Here is a 17,202-nt window from a genome sequence, read left to right as displayed (position 1 = left end):
AATGCATCATAAAGGCGGCGATGTTAATAAACTGTGAAAGTTCTCACAGATTGAAAACGGTTACATCGCGTTATTTGATCAATAAGTGACGGGTGCCACATTTTGCCACGGTGCGACAGAATGGCGCCTGACCAGCGTCGGCATAAAGCAATGCGAAACGCCCATAGCTAACTGTTCTGCCGCGCCTTTTAATGCCAGCTCAGTGGCAAGCGTCGCCATTGAAACAATCGGGTAACGCACCGTCGTCATTTTCGGGCTGGTGTAGCGGGCAATCGGAATATCGTCAAAACCCACCAGAGAGAAATCGTCAGGAATGTTAATTCCGTTTTCTTTCAACACGGCCATCGCCCCGGCGGCCATCGAATCGTTGTACGTGAAGACCGCGCTGAGGTGCAGATTACGCCCCAGAAGCTCTACCATCGCCGCTTCACCGCCCTGCAAATCCGGAGAGCTTTGCGCACGCCAGGCGGCAGGTGGCGCACCGGCAGAATGATGTGCCTGCGTCATGGCCTGTAAATACCCCTGATAACGCTGCACATCATCCTCTATGCCATGGCTCGAGCCGATATAACCGATGCGCTGATGTCCCTGAGACAGCAGTAAACGCGTAGCCATTTCAGCGCCGCTGACGTTATTGAGCCATACACAGCGATGCTCGTAGCCCGGGATCACCCGGTTAATCAGCACCATGCCGGAAACCTGATCCATAAAGTGCGAAAGCTCGTCATCACCGAGGGCTTTGGAATGCACAATCAGGGCGTTACAGCGCTGGCGAATCAATACTTCAATAGCGTGCCTTTCTTTTTCGGCAATATGATAGCTGTTGCCTATCAATACGTATTTATGATGCTGCTGGGCGACGGTATCCACCGCTTTGACCAGCGCGCCGAAAAAGGGGTCTGAAACGTCCATCACCACCACGCCGATAGTGTCGCTGCTTTGTGTTGCCAGCGCCTGCGCGTTGGCATTGGGCCGATATCCCAGCGTCGCGACGGCCTGCAAGACCTGCTCGCGGGCGTCTTTACTGGCGATAGACGGATTGTTCAGAACGCGGGAAACCGTGGCGACAGACACGCCGGCCAGACGGGCGACATCACGAATTGTGACCATTTGTCGCCCCGTGATCAGCCAGAGAGTGGTACGGAGGAATACGGAAATGATTAACCCAGGACGTGAAAAATGCAGACAAAGAGAAGCGAGGTGAAGTGCTCATGGCGTTTCCTTTTTTAGTGTAGTGGTCGTCAGACTGGCACGACCGCTATCCTAAACATTTTGTGAAACCGCCTGCGTGAATCACGTCACAGGAAAGAAAACGTTTACATACAATTCTGCAACGTCCATCCCAAATCTATAATTTAGGGTGATGTATCAGTGCGCCTACGACGCCGTTTTCACCTCAACACCGGACGCTTTGATGGTCAGTTTTCGCCATAACCACTCCAGCGGCCCCTGACGGAAATAGCGCAGCCACAGCAGCGTCACCAGCAGGTTACACGCCCAAACCAGCGGCACCAGCGCCAGCAGTTGCAGCCGGTCGAAGTGCAGGAAGAAGCCGAAGAAGTTGAAGAACGTGGTGCAGATCAGCGTCTGTAGCAGGTAATTGGTCAGCGCCATCCGCCCGACCTGAGAAATCCAGTGAACCGGCCGCCAGCGGGAAATCACTGACCAGAAGCCATAACACATTGCCAGATAGCTGATTGCCTGCATCAGGGAGCCCATCTCACGCGGAACCTGCAACAAAAAACCGCTCCAGCGGTAGTCCCAGCCAGTCTTCCATTGCAGATAAATTGCCGGAATTTGTATCAGCAATGAAAGCGGTAACAGCACCGCCGCCACTTTGCGATAATGCCGCTCGCTGAATTCGCCTTTTAGCCAGCCGCTGCGCATCAGCCCCGAACCGATGAGCATTGCGCCCGCCAGTTCCCAGCCATATTGCGCGCCAATCGCCAGCAGACTGGACGACAAGAGATCCAGCCGGTTTTGAATGGCTTCCCAGCCACCTCTCAGCCGCCAGTATTGCTCATACTGAATTTCAGCCGGTCCCGGTAGCCAGAAACTGCCCGGTTCAGGCGAGGAAATCACGCCCAAAATCGCCAGCACCGCCACGCCGATGAGATACAAAATAATCCCCGTCGAGACCAGCGACTGACTGCTGCGCCCTTCCCTCACCATCCGCCAGCACACCAGACCAATCAGGCCGTAAGACAGCAGAATATCCCCATCCCAAAACAGCGTGGCGTGGATCAGGCCGCACAATAATAAAATCGAAAGACGCGACTGGATCCAGTGTTTGCCACGCGGCAGCAGTAAATACAAACCACCGCCAAACAGCATGGCGAACATCATCAGGAATTTACCCTGCGCCACGGCGTCGAGCACCGCCCAGGTCCAGGCATCAGAAAAAGAAGGAAGACCGGCGTAGGCCGGGTTCATATAGGCGGCTTTCGGTAAGCCGAACGCGCTGATGTTGAGCAGAAGAATGCCAAAAATGGCCAGGCCACGGGCAAAATCGAGTGTGGCAATACGTGAGCGCACCCGGAGATTCCTTTTGAGGATTATTTGGATTTTAAGAATAAGTGAAGAGAATGACAGAGGCCACTATTCAGGTAAATGAAGTTGTCGCGAGGAGAGCCCGATGAGCTGACACAAGTCAGTGATTCGGGTCTCCGGACGCGGTGAACGCACTTGCAGCTTTATTTACGAAGAATGGCGGACGGTGCGCAGGAATTCCTGACGTGTATTCTGGCTGGACTTGAACAAACCGCCCAGAGACGTGGTGGTCGTTGCGCTGGTCGCATCACGCACGCCGCGGGCTTTCACGCAGTAATGCACGGCATCAATCGACACCGCCACGTTTGGCGTGCCGAGCAGCGTTTGTAACGCCACCAGAATCTGCTGGGTCAGACGTTCCTGAACCTGCGGGCGCTGCGAGAAGAACTGCACGATGCGGTTGATTTTCGACAAACCGATCACGGTATCTTTTGGCAGATACGCCACGGTCGCTTTCCCGTCGATAGTGACAAAATGGTGTTCGCAGGTGCTGGTCAGGGTGATATCCCGCACCGTCACCATTTCATCCACTTTCATCTTGTTTTCGATGACGGTGATTTTCGGGAAGTTCGCGTAATCCAGCCCCGAGAAAATTTCATCAACGTACATCTTCGCGATTCGACGCGGCGTTTCCACCAGACTGTCATCGGAGAGATCCAGATTGAGCAATTGCATGATGCCAGTCATATGTTCCTGGATCCGCTGCTTGCGCGTTTCGTTGTCGATCGGCAGCGCTTCACGCAAAGGGGTTTCCAGACCACGGGTTAATAACGCCTCATGGACCAAAATGGCTTCTTTACTCAGGATTGGGTTTGGCATTCATTCTTCTCCGGCAGGTGTAATCACTTTGACGCAGATCACGCCAAAGTGAGGTGGCTTACTGTAGTGGAGAGCGGATTCAGAATCCAGTGATTGCTTTCCTGAAGGATGAAAAAGCCATGATGGATGAAATAGCGTTAAGTTATCGGTTATCCCGAACCACCAGCGCACCCGCAATCACAAAACCGGCCAGCGCGACATACAGCGCCGGTTCCAGATGATGCGTCAGCGCGGTCGATATCGCCGACAACACCGGCCCGAACAGTTGCCCCACCGCATACCCGGTGGTCAGCAACCCTGCCATATACCGGCTGTGGTTGGGTGCCAGCTCACGGCTGTACTGCAACGCCAGCTGAACTACGCTGAGAAAACCGCCGCCCGTGAGCAGCGCCCCGAGTACCAGGCCGGAGACGCCCGGCACCACTTCAGCACATAAAATACCGAGGCCCTGGATCCACAACGTCAGCGCCATACGTGTGTGCGTGGTCAGACAATGACGGGTCAGAATCCCAATAACGATACCGATGACTGCCGCGCCGCCGAACACCGGCCAGACAAACTGCGCGAACAGGCTGTCTGGAAAACGCGCCGTCGCCATCTGCGATAAAAACGTGGCAGGCAGAATGTAGCCGAAGCCCGCCAGACTGTAGCTCCACACCAGACGTTTCAGCGCAGGCGTCATCACCAGCGGTTCTGTCGCCACATGCGAGCGGTGCAAATCGCCTTTGCGCGGCAAATTCGGCGTGATAAGCGCCACGAAAATCAGCGCCAGCACGCCGTAAACGCTCCAGGCCTGCGCGGACGTGAGCTGTAAACTGTGGATCCCCACCGCCAGCATTCCGCTGAGGAAAATCCCGACGCCCGGCCCGGCAAACACCGCTGCGCTCAGCGCCGGACGGCCAAAATGCGCCAAACGTTCGTTACACCACGCCGACACCATCACCATCGCCCAGCCGCTGGTCCAGCCAATCATAAAGCGCACAATACTGTGCAACACTTCACCGGAAATCACCGCCGACAGCAGTGTCAGTACGACGCCGCCCCACACGCCCAGCCACAACCGGCGTTCCAGATGTTTCGTTGCACGCATACCATCAAACGCGCCACACAGATAACCGAGATAGTTGAAGGCGGCGACCAAACCCGCGCCGGTCAGCGTGAACTGATGTTCAGCTATCATTAAAGGAACCTGCGGCGTAAAAGCGAAGCGCCCGATCCCCATCGCGACGACAAATGCCAGAAAACCACTTAGCGCAATACGAAAAGCCATAACTGCTCCGCTGTAAGAAACCACAATGCAACATATTAGAAACAATGAGTAAACATACTCAAAGCCTGATACTGAAAACAGAGGATTTCTGAAAAGAAAATGAATTGAACGTTGTCAGCTAGGATGCCTTGCGGATACAATCACGAAAACTGAATAATACAAACGAAGTTGTTTACGATAAGAGAACACAGGAACCCATTATGGATCTCACTCAGTTACGGATGTTTTGCTGTGTGGCGGAAACCGGCTCGCTGGCGCGTGCAGCAGAACAGCTGCATCGTGTGCCGTCGAACCTCACAACCCGCCTGCGACAGCTCGAACTCGAACTGGGCACGGATTTGTTTATCCGCGAAAAGCAGCGCATTCGCCTTTCGGCGATGGGCCATAACTTTCTCAATTACGCCGAACGTATTCTGGCGCTGAGCGACGAAGCGATGAGCATTACCCACGCCGGTGAACCCGCCGGGAATTTCGCGCTGGGTTCGATGGAAAGCACCGCAGCCACACGCCTGCCCTCGCTGCTGGCGGCCTATCACCAGAAATTTCCGCAGGTGGCACTTTCGCTGGTCACGGCAACGTCCGGTGAAACCATCGACAACGTGCGGGCTGGCCGTCTGGCCGCCGCACTGGTGGACGGCCCGATTGATTTTGACGATCTGAACGGTTGCATCTCTTTCCGCGAGCGCATGGTGGTGATTTCTCCGCCTGGAGAATCGCCGCTTGAATTGCCCGCAGGCCGCAGCGGGCATACCGTTTTCGCGTTCCGCCCGAGCTGCTCCTACCGCCAGCGTTTACAGGCGTGGATCAAAGAGATGAATGTGCCGGTGGCGAACACCCTGGAAATCCAGTCCTATCATTCGATGATGGCCTGCGTCGCCAGCGGCGCGGGGATTGCGATGATCCCGCGTTCCGTACTGGAACAATTACCCGGCCATGAACGGGTACAAATTCACGAAATCCCCGATGAATTCGCCGATACCGCCACCTGGCTTATCTGGCGGCGGGATGCGTTCAGCCCCAATGTGCGGGCGCTGAAAGAACTGATCATTGAACAAAACGACGGGGTGATCCCGTTACTGAAACATCCTCTTGCCGGCGAAAATGACCCGGTGATGGATCCGGCGTAAGCCAGCCCTTTTAACTAAAAAACACCTGACGAGAATGGAGCAATACCATGGAAATGATTAAAACACGCGCCGCCGTAGCCTGGGGCCCGAATCAACCGCTGTCCATCGAAGAAGTGGATTTGATGCCACCACAAAAAGGCGAAGTGCTGGTGCGTATCGTCGCGACCGGTGTTTGCCATACCGATGCTTACACCTTGTCCGGCAAAGATCCGGAAGGCGTGTTCCCGGCAATCCTCGGCCATGAAGGCGGCGGCGTCGTGGAGGCCGTCGGCGAAGGCGTCACCAGCGTTGCCGTGGGCGACCATGTGATCCCGCTGTACACACCCGAGTGTGGCGAATGTAAGTTCTGTAAATCCGGCAAAACCAACCTGTGTCAGGCTATCCGCACCACGCAGGGTAAAGGCCTGATGCCGGACGGCACCACGCGTTTCTTCAAAGACGGCCAGCCGATTTTCCATTACATGGGCACCTCGACCTTCTCCGAATACACCGTGGTTCCTGAAATTTCACTGGCGAAAATCAACAAAGAAGCGCCGCTGGAAGAAGTGTGTCTGCTCGGTTGCGGCGTGACTACCGGGATGGGCGCGGTGATTAACACCGCCAAAGTGAAAAAAGGCGATACCGTGGCAATCTTCGGCCTCGGCGGCATTGGTCTTTCTGCCATTATCGGCGCCGTGATGGCCGGCGCTGGCCGTATCATCGGTATCGATCTGAACACCAGCAAGTTCGATCTGGCCCGTAAACTCGGCGCAACCGATCTGATTAACCCGAAAGATTTTGATAAGCCGATTCAGGATGTGATCGTCGAAATGACCGATGGCGGCGTGGATTTCTCCTTCGAATGTATCGGTAACGTGAACGTGATGCGTTCCGCGCTGGAATGCTGCCATAAAGGCTGGGGCGAATCCGTCATTATCGGCGTTGCCGGTGCTGGCGAAGAAATCTCCACCCGTCCGTTCCAGCTGGTGACAGGCCGCGTATGGCGTGGTTCCGCCTTCGGTGGCGTCAAAGGCCGCAGCCAGTTGCCAGGCATTGTGGAGCGTTATCTGGACGGCGAATTCGCACTGAACGATTTCATCACCCACACCATGCCGCTGGAACAAATCAACGAAGCCTTTGATTTGATGCACGAAGGTAAGTCTATCCGTACGGTTATTCATTTTAACAAGTAAGGAAAGTTTTCGATGAGCAGCTCGATTGAACTACTCGAAGAACACCGGATGTTTGGCGGCTGGCAGCAGCGCTACCGCCATACGTCGGCCAGCCTGAATTGCGCCATGACGTTCAGCATCTATCTGCCACCGGCGAAAGATGACACGCCGCCGCCGGTGCTGTACTGGCTGTCAGGCCTGACCTGTAATGACGAAAACTTCACGCTGAAAGCCGGGGCGCAGCGCGTCGCGGCAGAACTGGGCCTGATTCTGGTGATGCCGGATACCAGCCCGCGCGGTAAGGATGTCGCCAATGACGACGGTTACGATCTCGGTCAGGGCGCAGGGTTTTACCTGAACGCCACGCAGTCGCCGTGGGCAACGCATTACCGGATGTACGATTATCTGCTGGATGAGCTGCCTGCGTTAATCAGCGGACATTTCAGGGTCAGCGAACGTCAGTCGATCTTTGGTCACTCGATGGGCGGCCACGGCGCACTGATGCTGGCACTGCGCAATCCGCAGCGCTTCCACTCCGTTTCCGCGTTCGCACCGATTGTGAATCCGGCGCAGGTTCCGTGGGGACGTAAAGCGTTCAGCGCTTATCTGGGTGATGACGAAAGCCAGTGGTTGCAGTACGACAGCTGCCACCTGCTGAGTTCACTGCCTGCGGATCAGGTACCATTCCCGATTTTAGTCGATCAGGGTGATGGCGATCAGTTCCTCGCGGATCAGCTGCAACCCGCAAAACTGGCCGAAATCGCCCGTCAGCGCGGCTGGCCGTTACAGCTGCGCGTGCAGCCGGGGTACGATCACAGCTACTTTACGATTGCCTCGTTTGTAGAAGATCACCTGCGGTTTCATGCGGGGTATTTGCACCCGAAGGCATGAGTGCAGGAATGCCGTCTGCTCGAGACAGTTTCGGTTTTTCAATAGCGGTTATCGCTCTGGCATTTGCGCCGAAACCGACCAAAGGAGGGAAGTGCTTTCCCTCCTTTGGAATCCTCCCCGCTTTTTTACTGCGCGCTATCGCTGGGACGAGGGACATATTCTGTTGCTACAGCGTATGGCGCAAAAGCTTGCCGCTGCGCGGTACCTTCTCTCGGTGCTGGAGCCTCAGGTCTCCAGCCCGCTTCGTTCAGCAAACTTTCTGATTGCGCCTTACAGGCATTCTAAAATAAGCGTTTTCGTTTTATATCGCTTACAGATTAATAGATAAAATATATATTCTGGAATATTAAAAATGGCAGAAGCCTGAGTATTACTAATCAGGCTTCGCGGTCCCACGAAGGGAAAGGGTGAATCTTAAAGGCCTCAATGGGCAACACGAGGATATTATCAAAAATAATGCGTTAATCAAGCCAAGAATGATTATTAAACTAAAAAGTTTGTCGCATTGATAGAACGAATAATTGCAATCTGGATTAATGTAACTATTTGATTAGGAATTCGCTGAGTTAATCTTCCTCGTTCAACTAACAGAGGTCTGTTCAGCCGGTTATTACTGACCGTTTGCACCAGGTCGCATTTCGCCCAGCATGTTTTTGGGTGAAAGTGTTTGAGATCGGCAATCACGCCTGAGTCCAGCTGAATATGTATTCCCTTACTGATTTTCAATTCATTCTTCGTTGTTGATAAAGGAACAACGATTGAGGAATTATCGTTAAGCTTGCCATTAAGAACGATCACCAACCTGTGCTTAATCATTTCCGGCGGCATATGCGCATCCACTCTATCAGGAATAATACCTCCCTGAAGATCTCTTGGATAATGTCCGTAATTACAGTCAAGAACCTGCCCGACTTTGGGTTTAAAATTAATCGACATCACAGTTCCTTTGTTTACATTCACAAACAAAGAACATACTGCACACCGAAACGCATTCCAATTACGCGTTCTGTTTATTACGAGACGTATTCCAGTAAAAAAATTACATCGAATTTGCATTCAATAAAAAAACAATAGAGATAATGAAAATTCCGAAACTAAATATCTTTAAAAACCCAATGTGGCGCAATCAGAAAGTTTGCTGAACGGAGCGGCTTCGAGACCTAGGGCTCGAAGACCGAGTGAAGGTACCGCGCAGCGGCAAGCTTTTGCGCCATACGCTGTAGCAACAGAATATGTCCCTCGTCCCAGCGATAGCGCGCAGTAAAAAAGCGGGGAGGATTCCAAAGGAGGGAAAGCACTTCCCTCCTTTGGTCGGTTTCGGCGTAAATGCCAGAGCGATAACCGCTATTGAGAAACCGAAATATTCTCGATCAGCGAAAAGGGGCCTTTGGGGATACCCCCCAAAAAACACTAATTTTTCAATTTCGGATCCAGTGCATCTCTCAACCCATCTCCCAGCAGATTAAACGCCAGCACCGTCAGGAATATCGCCAGACTCGGGAATATCGCGACGTGCGGTGCCATCACCATATCGGCACGGGCTTCGTTGAGCATCGCGCCCCACTCAGGCGTCGGGGCTGCGCACCCATGCCGAGGAACGACAGACTTGCGGCGGTGATAATCGACGTGCCTATGCGCATGGTGAAATACACCACGATGGAAGACAGCGTGCCCGGCAGAATGTGGCGGAACAAAATGGTCGCGTCCGAAGCGCCGATGCTGCGCGCTGATTCAATGTAGGTCTGCTGTTTCAGCACCAGCGTGTTGCCGCGCACCAGACGGGCGAACGCCGGAATGCTGAATATCGCCACGGCAATAATGACATTCGACATGCCGTTGCCCATCACGGCGACCACCGCAATCGCCAGCAGAATGCCGGGGAAAGCGAAGAGCACGTCGCAAACGCGCATGGTGATGCTGTCCCACGCACCTTCGTAATAGCCGGCCAGCAAACCGAAAAAGGTGCCGATCGTCGCGCCCAGCACCACGGAAAGCACACCGGCGGCCAGTGAAATACGTGCGCCCATCAGAATACGGCTGAAAATATCCCGCCCCAGGGAATCCACGCCGAGCCAGTGCATCACCGACGGGCCTTCGTTCAGCCGGTCATAATCGAAGTAATTTTCCGGATCAAACGGCACCAGCCACGGCGCAAATATCGCAGCGGCAATCAGTAAAAGAATAAAAACGCCCGCAATCATCGCGATATGTTGCCGGCGAAAACGCCGCCAGAACGCTTTCCACGGCGTTCTTACCGCCTGCGGGGTTTCGGATGTGATTATCGGCAAGCTCGCCAGTACGGCATTTCTCCGCCAGTTTTTCATGCGCTTGCTCACTTGTATCGGATAGAAGGGTTAATCACGGCGTACAGCATGTCCACCAGCAGATTGATCAGGATGAATTCGAGCGAGAACAACAGCACTTCGGCCTGAATCACCGGATAATCACGCATCTCCACGGAATCCACCAGCAACCGCCCTAACCCCGGCCAGTTGAAAACTTTCTCGACCACAATCGAGCCGCCCAGCAGGAACCCAAACTGTAATCCCATCATGGTCACAACCGGGATCATGGCATTGCGTAGCCCGTGCTTCACCACCACGACCGCTTCATGAACGCCCTTCGCCCGCGCCGTGCGCATGTAATCTTCCTGCATCACGTCGACAAAAGACGCCCGGGTAAAGCGCGCCATGATGGCCGCCACCGCCGCGCCCAGCGTGATCGACGGCAGAATATAGTGCTGCCAGCCGTCAGCGCCGACGGTCGGCAACCAGCCCAGCTCAACGGAGAAAACCTGCATCAGTAACATGCCCAGCGCAAAGGCCGGGAAGGAGATACCGGAAACGGCGAGCGCCATGCCCAGACGGTCCGGCCAGCGGTTACGCCAGACGGCGGACACCACGCCAATGATCAGCCCGATAACCACCGACCACAGCATACTGGTCAGCGTGAGCCAGAACGTCGGCATAAAGCGGGAGCTGATTTCGTCGATGACCGGACGCTTCGACACCATCGAATGCCCGAAATCACCGGTCAGCGCGTTGCCGAAAAAGGTGAAGAATTGCTGATAGAGCGGCTTATCCAGCCCTAAATCCTGACGAACCAGCGCCACGACGCTGGCGTCTGCGTCCTGTCCGGCCATCAGCCGCGCCGGATCGCCCGGTAAAAGATGTACAAAGAGAAAGACCAGCACCGCCACAATCAGCAGTGTCGGTATCAGTCCCAGTAATCGTTTCAGAAAATAATTAAGCATGAGTCGCTGTCTGTGAATTCACGAAATGACATCCCTGTTCCGTCTGCGGAACACGTATGTTCAGGGCGCGGAGTCTTTGAACCCCGCGCCCTGAAAGCTTCACTGCCTATTATTTCACATCGGCATCATCAAAGCTGAATGCCGTATCCGGCATCACGTAGAAACCGGTCAGACGTTTGTTTTTGGCAGAAACCAGACGCTCAGTCACCAGGAATGCCCACGGTGCATCGGTCCAGATTTGTTTCTGGGCGTCGGCGTACAGTTTGGCTTTCTCGGCTTTGTCGGTGGTTTTCAGCGCGTCGGTCAGATCTTTATCCACCTGCGCATTGCTGTAAAAGGCCGTGCCGAACTGTTTCGGTGGCGCAGCCTGCGTGGAGAACAGCGGCGACAGCGCCCAGTCAGCTTCGCCCGTTGATGCCGACCAGCCGGTGTAGAACATGCGCACACCAGCTTCTTTCTGCCCGACGTTTTCGACCTGTGCCGCACGCTGCGCGGCATCCATCGCGGTCACAGTGACTTTAATGCCGACCTGCGCCAGTTGCTGTTGCGTGAACTGCAACACTTTCTGCGCGGTGCTGTTGTTGTGTGAAGACCACAGCGTGGTGGTGAAACCGTCCGGATAGCCCGCTTCTTTCAGCAGTTGTTTTGCTTTTGCCGGATCGTATGGCCACGGTTTGAATTTCGCGGCGTACTCAATTCCCTGCGGCAATGGCCCTTCGGAAGGGACGGCGTAACCGGCAAACGCGACTTTAATCAGCGCCTGCTTGTTGATGGCGTAGTTGATTGCCTCGCGCACTTTCACGTTATCGAACGGTTTTTGCGTCACGTTAAGGCTGATGTAACGATGCAAAATTGACGGTGCAGACACCAGATCCAGTTTCGGGTTTTTCTCCAGCAGCGCGGCCTGCTCATAAGGCACCGGGAACGCCAGATCGGCTTCACCGGTTTGCAGCATCGCGGCGCGGGTGTTGTTGTCTACCACCGGACGCCAGGTGATGGTGTCGAGTTTAGGCTCGCCTTTTTTCCAGTAACCGTCGAATTTCTTCACTTTCACGAAATCGGTCTGGTTCCACTGATCCAGCGTATACGGGCCGGTGCCCACCGGATGGAAACCGATATCTTTGCCGTATTTGGTCAGCGCCGCCGGGGAAATAATCACCGCCGACGGGTGCGCCAGAATATTGATGAACGCCGAGAACGGTTCTTTCAGCGTGATTTTCACGGTGGTGTCATCCACCGCTTCTGTGCTGGCGATATTTTTAAACAGGTTGTAGCGCTTCAGATGATTGTCAGGATTGCTGGCGCGGTCAAAGTTAACTTTTACCGCCGCCGCATTGAACTCGGTGCCGTCCTGGAATTTCACGCCCGGATGCAGCTTGATGGTATAAACCAGACCGTCTTTGCTGACCGTGTAGCTGTCCGCCAGCACATTTTCCAACTTCATATTTTTATCGAAGCCAAAGAGTCCCTGATAGAAGGATTTTGCCACCGCCTGCGACAGGGTGTCGTTCGCATCATACGGATCAAGCGAGGTGAAGTTAGAGCCTACGGCGATCACAACGTCTTTGGCAGCCCATGCTGAAGCTGAAGCCAGAGAACCGAAAATTGCGGCAGCGAGCACCGCCTGGCGGATCACGTTCTTACCTTTACGTTTCTGCTGATTCATGTCAGTTCCTTTTCCTGTCTTACCCGTTTGTCTTACAGAGAATTGGCGTCTTGCTCGTAGCCAAAAACAAGCCGCCACAAAAATCAGTAAAGCCCCGCGATAGCGTGCCGCGCGACAAAATGCCCTTCGCCCACCTGCACCAGCGGGGCGACCAGCGGCTCGTCGTTGAGCACGCGGATCGGGCTGGGGATTTCATCCACCAGCAAGGCCTGTTCTTTTCTTTTATGCGCCGGATCGGCCACCGGCACTGCTGCCATCAGTTTGCGGGTGTACGCATGCTGCGGATTTTCAAACACCGCGCGCCGCGTGCCGATTTCAACAATTTGCCCGAGATACATCACCGCCACGCGATGACTGATACGTTCGACGACCGCCATGTCATGGGAAATAAACAGAAACGCCAGCCCGAACTCTTTCTGTAAATCCATCAGCAAATTAATGATTTGCGCGCGGACAGACACATCGAGGGCGGAAACGGATTCATCCGCAATCACCACTTTCGGATTGAGTGCCAGCGCGCGCGCAATACAAATCCGCTGACGCTGTCCGCCGGAAAATTCGTGAGGATAGCGCTGCGCGTGTTCCGGCAGCAGCCCGACTTTATCCAGCAGCCAGGCGACGCGCGCCTCGGCCTCTGCGCCTTTCATCAGGTTGTGCACCAGCAGTGGTTCCATAATGGAATAGCCGACGGTGAGACGCGGATCGAGCGAGGCGTAAGGATCCTGAAAAATAAACTGAATATCGCGACGCAGATGTTGCAGCACACTGCCGCTCACATCGGTCAGCACCTGGCCGTTAAACGTAATCGTGCCGCCCTGACTTTTCACCAGTTTCAGCAGCGAGCGGCCAGTGGTGGATTTCCCGCAACCGGATTCGCCCACCAGCGCCAGCGTTTCGCCCGGATGCAAATCAAAACTGACTTTTTCCACGGCATGAACGCGGCGCGTCACGCGGTTGAAAATACCGCTGCGTATATCAAAACGGGTGACGAGATCGCGAACCTGTAAAACCGGCGGCGCGCCCGGCGTCAGGGTATCCTGCACCAGTTCGGGGTCACTTTCTTTTTGCTCAGGTACCGGAAAACGCGCGGGCAACGGCTTACCGGCCATTGACCCCAGTTTCGGCACCGCCGCCAGCAGCGAGCGGGTATAAGGCTGTTGCGGCGCACGGAAAATCGCGCCCACATCGCCGGTTTCCACGCTGTTGCCCTGATGCATCACCAGCACGCGGTCGGCAATCTCAGCCACTACACCCATATCATGCGTAATGAAAATCACGCCCATCTGCATCTCTTTTTGCAGCACGCGGATGAGCTGTAAAATCTGCGCCTGAATGGTGACATCCAGCGCAGTGGTCGGTTCGTCGGCAATCAGCAGCGCCGGTTTACACGACAGCGCCATCGCAATCATCACCCGCTGGCGCATTCCGCCGGAAAGCTGATGCGGATAACTGTCGAGAATATTTTTAGCTTCGGGAATGCGCACCAGATCCAGCATCCGCAGCGCTTCAGCGCGGGCAGCACGGCTGTCTTTATTCTGATGCAGGCGGATGGATTCCGCGATTTGCTCGCCGACCGGAAATACCGGATTGAGCGAGGTCATAGGTTCCTGAAATATCATCGCAATATCAGCACCGCGCAGGCTGCGCATGGACGATTGCGACGCCGCCATTAAATCCACCACTTCGGCGTTACGGCGGCGAAAAAGCATATCACCTTGCGAAATCTGTCCGCCGCCCTGCTCCACCAGACGCATCAGCGCCAGCGACGTCACCGACTTACCGGAACCGGATTCGCCGACAATCGCCAGCGTTTCGCCGCGCCTGACCTGAAAACTGAGATCGTTAACAGCCGGAATAATTTGCCCCTCATGCGAAAACTGCACGCTGAGCTGGCTGACGGCCAGAACGTGGTCAGGTGGCAAAACAATCGGGCTGCTCATCGGTAAATACTGACGACGGGCGCGTCACCCACGCGGGCAAATCCGCGGTACATGCCTTCGCTGTTAAACGGCAAAACCACGTTGCCAAAGCGGTCGATGGCGATCATTCCGCCGATCCCGCCCAGCGGCAGCAGCTTTTCCTGCACCACTTTGTGCGTGGCTTCTTCGAGCGTTAATCCGGCGTATTCGATCAGCGCCGCCACATCATAGGCCGCGACCGTGCGCATAAAGACTTCGCCGGTGCCGGTGCTGGAAATCGCCACAGTGTTATTGCTGGCGTAGCAGCCTGCGCCAATAATCGGGCTGTCGCCGACGCGTCCGGCCTGTTTGTTGGTCATGCCGCCGGTGGAGGTCGCCGCCGCCAGATTGCCCTGCGCGTCCATCGCCACCGCGCCGACGGTGCCAAATTTATGCTCCGGATCAATAGGGTCGTCCGATGTCGCAGCATTCAGGGACGCCCCGTCGTGATCGAGCATCACGCCGCCGTCAGCCGCAATGGCGCGCTGCAACTGTTCGAAACGTTCCTGCGTATAGAAGAATTCCGGCTCAACCATTTCCTGCCCATGATCGCGGGCAAACGCTTCCGCACCTGCGCCGGTAAACATGACGTGGGGGCTGTTTTCCAGCACCTTGCGCGCAGTCAGAATCGGGTTACGGATATGATTGACGCAGCTGATTGCGCCGGCATCCAGCGTTCGGCCATCCATGATGCAGGCATCCAGCTCATGCGTGCCCTGGTGCGTGAAAACGGCCCCGTTTCCGGCATTGAATAACGGGCATTCTTCCAGTAAACGTACCGCTTCAGTGACCGCATCCAGTGCGCTGCCGCCCGCAGCCAGAATGGCCTGCCCGCTGGCAACAATACGTTCCAGCTCGGCTAAATAATGGTGTTCTTTTTCACGACTCATTGCTGCGCGGGTAATCGCCCCGGCACCACCGTGAATGGCAATGACCGGACGCTTCTTGTCCGAAACGGAACTCGCTGAATTATCAGTAGAAGAACTCATTAGAACTGCACCCTGAGTTGTTGTATTTATGTATACAGAAAGTGATGTTGCCCTGTTTTTTGACTATATTTAGCCCGCTACAGTATGTAAAGCAGAAATGTAAAACTACAAAAACGCGCTAATTGCTTAGATTGTTTAAGAAAATCAAATACGAAGATTGAATAAACGACCAAGACAAACCGTCAAAGAACAGGAATAATAAACATCCTAACCGCAGATTAAAGCCCTCTGGCAACGCTTACTGTGGCCTTCTTATATTTTTAATTTTTAGGAAATCAGTTATGGAAACTGTTTATAACCGCCGTCGGATCAACGTGATCTCGTGGCTCAGTTACTTCTTTACCGGTGGGCTGGTTTCCACTTTAGGGATTGTTATCGGCCCGGTGGCCACCGCTTTTAATAAAGAGCCCGCCTTTATCGGCCTGATGTTCTCGCTGATGAACATCGGTTTGTTCCTGCCGATTATGATAAGCGGCATCCTGATGCGCAAATTCGATCTGGGTAAACAGCTGATTACCGGATCAGTTATCACTATTCTGACCTGTATCGCGCTGTTTATTATGCCGTCGATCACGCTGTTCGGCGTCGGGGTGTTCCTGATTGGCGCCACTGCAGGCCTGATGATGTCTATCGGCAGCTATCTGGTGGTGCGCATCAACGATGACCCGAAAAAGCGTTCTGCGAACCTGATCTTCACCGACTTCTTCTTTGCGCTTTCCGGCATGACGCTGTCGCTGGTACTCGGTTTCCTGTTCAAACACGGCGCAAGCTGGCTGGCGATGTACGGCATCATGGGCACCCTGAGCGTGCTGATGATTTTGCTGTGTGTGGGCCAGAAATTCCCGGTGGTTGCCAAGCCGGAAGCCGTGGCAAAACATGACCGTGAAGCGAAAGAACCCTGGGGTTTTGCCGCGTATGTGCTGTGTTTTGCGCTGTTTGCCTTCGTCTTCAGCGAACTGGTTTTCACCCTGTGGATGCCAAGCTGGCTGCATGAACACTTCGGTTTAGATACTGACCGCGCCGCGATTTACATCACCACGTACTGGATGGTGAAAGCGATTGGCCTGTTCCTCAACCAGTTCACCGTGCGTTTCGTCAAACTGCGCACGTTCCTGTTTGTCTCTGCGGTCGTCGGTTTGATCAGCCTGTGCGTAGTGACTCACAGCGAAAGTGCTGCGCTGGTGATGGTTGCGGTGGGCGTGTTCGGGTTCTGTAACTCCGGGATGTTCTCTGGCCTGATGAGCTACGGCAGTCTGCAGGTGAAAAACTCACCGCCAACGCTGACCTCTGCACTGCTGACCACCGCGTCAGTCGGCACCCTGATTTTCGCATCATTCTCTTCATTCATTTACCGCGAATTCGGCCTGTTCTGGGCGCTGAATATCGCCACCGTGGCTTACGTACTTCTGGTGCTCGCGGTGATCATTGCCGGTATTCGCAGTAAAGCAGAAAAAATTCATCACGAAATGTCTGTCGGCTGATCGCCAGATTTGTGAGTCCAAAGCCGCAGGTTAATTCCTGCGGCTTT

At 54.6% G+C, this 17,202-nt stretch carries 13 protein-coding genes and 1 pseudogene; 4 read left to right on the top strand and 10 right to left on the bottom strand.

Going from position 1 to position 17,202, the window contains the following annotated elements:
• Positions 1-78 precede the first annotated feature (78 nt).
• From galS to ACM5QY_RS11940, 4 genes are all read right to left on the bottom strand, one after another.
• Positions 79-1,110, bottom strand: coding sequence for an HTH-type transcriptional regulator GalS (galS, locus tag ACM5QY_RS11955; RefSeq protein WP_416120812.1), 1,032 nt, complete (start codon positions 1,108-1,110; stop codon positions 79-81).
• 267 nt (positions 1,111-1,377) lie between these two features.
• On the bottom strand, positions 1,378-2,535 hold the full coding sequence (yeiB, locus tag ACM5QY_RS11950; protein ID WP_416120811.1) for a DUF418 domain-containing protein YeiB: 1,158 nt from the start codon (positions 2,533-2,535) through the stop codon (positions 1,378-1,380).
• A gap of 162 nt (positions 2,536-2,697) precedes the next feature.
• A complete protein-coding gene (folE, locus tag ACM5QY_RS11945; RefSeq protein WP_416120810.1) occupies positions 2,698-3,369 on the bottom strand; it encodes a GTP cyclohydrolase I FolE in 672 nt (223 codons plus the stop codon).
• Between the two features lie 142 nt (positions 3,370-3,511).
• Positions 3,512-4,639, bottom strand: coding sequence for a YbfB/YjiJ family MFS transporter (locus tag ACM5QY_RS11940; RefSeq protein ID WP_416120809.1), 1,128 nt, complete (start codon positions 4,637-4,639; stop codon positions 3,512-3,514).
• A gap of 200 nt (positions 4,640-4,839) precedes the next feature.
• Between ACM5QY_RS11940 and ptrR the strand changes: the two genes are divergently transcribed.
• Genes ptrR through fghA form a run of 3 tightly spaced genes read left to right on the top strand, consistent with a single transcriptional unit; the run spans position 4,840 to position 7,808 of the window.
• Positions 4,840-5,766 carry a putrescine utilization regulator PtrR gene (gene ptrR / locus ACM5QY_RS11935; protein ID WP_416120808.1) on the top strand — a complete coding sequence of 309 codons (927 nt, stop codon included), beginning with the start codon at positions 4,840-4,842 and terminating at the stop codon, positions 5,764-5,766.
• 47 nt (positions 5,767-5,813) lie between these two features.
• Complete coding sequence (locus ACM5QY_RS11930; RefSeq protein ID WP_416120807.1) at positions 5,814-6,938, top strand: S-(hydroxymethyl)glutathione dehydrogenase/class III alcohol dehydrogenase; 1,125 nt, start codon at positions 5,814-5,816, stop codon at positions 6,936-6,938.
• 12 nt (positions 6,939-6,950) lie between these two features.
• Entirely contained in the window at positions 6,951-7,808 is an 858-nt protein-coding gene (gene fghA / locus ACM5QY_RS11925) for an S-formylglutathione hydrolase (RefSeq protein WP_416120806.1), read from the top strand.
• A 483-nt stretch (positions 7,809-8,291) separates the two neighbouring features.
• On the opposite strand, the gene ACM5QY_RS11920 is transcribed toward fghA, so the two are convergent.
• From ACM5QY_RS11920 to ACM5QY_RS11895, 6 genes and pseudogenes are all read right to left on the bottom strand, one after another.
• On the bottom strand, positions 8,292-8,744 hold the full coding sequence (locus ACM5QY_RS11920; protein ID WP_416120805.1) for a type II toxin-antitoxin system PemK/MazF family toxin: 453 nt from the start codon (positions 8,742-8,744) through the stop codon (positions 8,292-8,294).
• A gap of 474 nt (positions 8,745-9,218) precedes the next feature.
• Positions 9,219-10,132, bottom strand: a pseudogene (gsiD, locus tag ACM5QY_RS11915) (glutathione ABC transporter permease GsiD).
• 8 nt (positions 10,133-10,140) lie between these two features.
• On the bottom strand, positions 10,141-11,061 hold the full coding sequence (gene gsiC, locus ACM5QY_RS11910) for a glutathione ABC transporter permease GsiC (protein WP_416120804.1): 921 nt from the start codon (positions 11,059-11,061) through the stop codon (positions 10,141-10,143).
• 109 nt (positions 11,062-11,170) lie between these two features.
• Positions 11,171-12,727, bottom strand: coding sequence for a glutathione ABC transporter substrate-binding protein GsiB (gene gsiB / locus ACM5QY_RS11905; protein ID WP_416120803.1), 1,557 nt, complete (start codon positions 12,725-12,727; stop codon positions 11,171-11,173).
• An 83-nt stretch (positions 12,728-12,810) separates the two neighbouring features.
• Positions 12,811-14,667: a glutathione ABC transporter ATP-binding protein GsiA gene (gene gsiA / locus ACM5QY_RS11900; RefSeq protein WP_416120802.1), complete on the bottom strand. Its 1,857-nt coding sequence runs from the start codon at positions 14,665-14,667 to the stop codon at positions 12,811-12,813.
• A complete protein-coding gene (locus ACM5QY_RS11895) occupies positions 14,664-15,674 on the bottom strand; it encodes an isoaspartyl peptidase/L-asparaginase family protein (RefSeq protein ID WP_416120801.1) in 1,011 nt (336 codons plus the stop codon). The genes gsiA and ACM5QY_RS11895 overlap by 4 nt, the downstream gene beginning before the upstream one ends.
• Before the next feature lie 281 nt (positions 15,675-15,955).
• Here ACM5QY_RS11895 and tsgA point away from each other — a divergent pair, with 281 nt between their 5' ends.
• Positions 15,956-17,155, top strand: a complete 1,200-nt coding sequence (gene tsgA, locus ACM5QY_RS11890) for an MFS transporter TsgA (RefSeq protein WP_416120800.1) — start codon at positions 15,956-15,958, stop codon at positions 17,153-17,155.
• Positions 17,156-17,202: the final 47 nt, after the last annotated feature.

Source organism: Rahnella sp. PCH160, assembly GCF_047784855.1.
GTDB lineage: Bacteria > Pseudomonadota > Gammaproteobacteria > Enterobacterales > Enterobacteriaceae > Rahnella.
The sequence above is the reverse complement of the archived record's forward strand: the minus strand, read 5'-3'. Positions and strand labels throughout refer to the sequence as shown.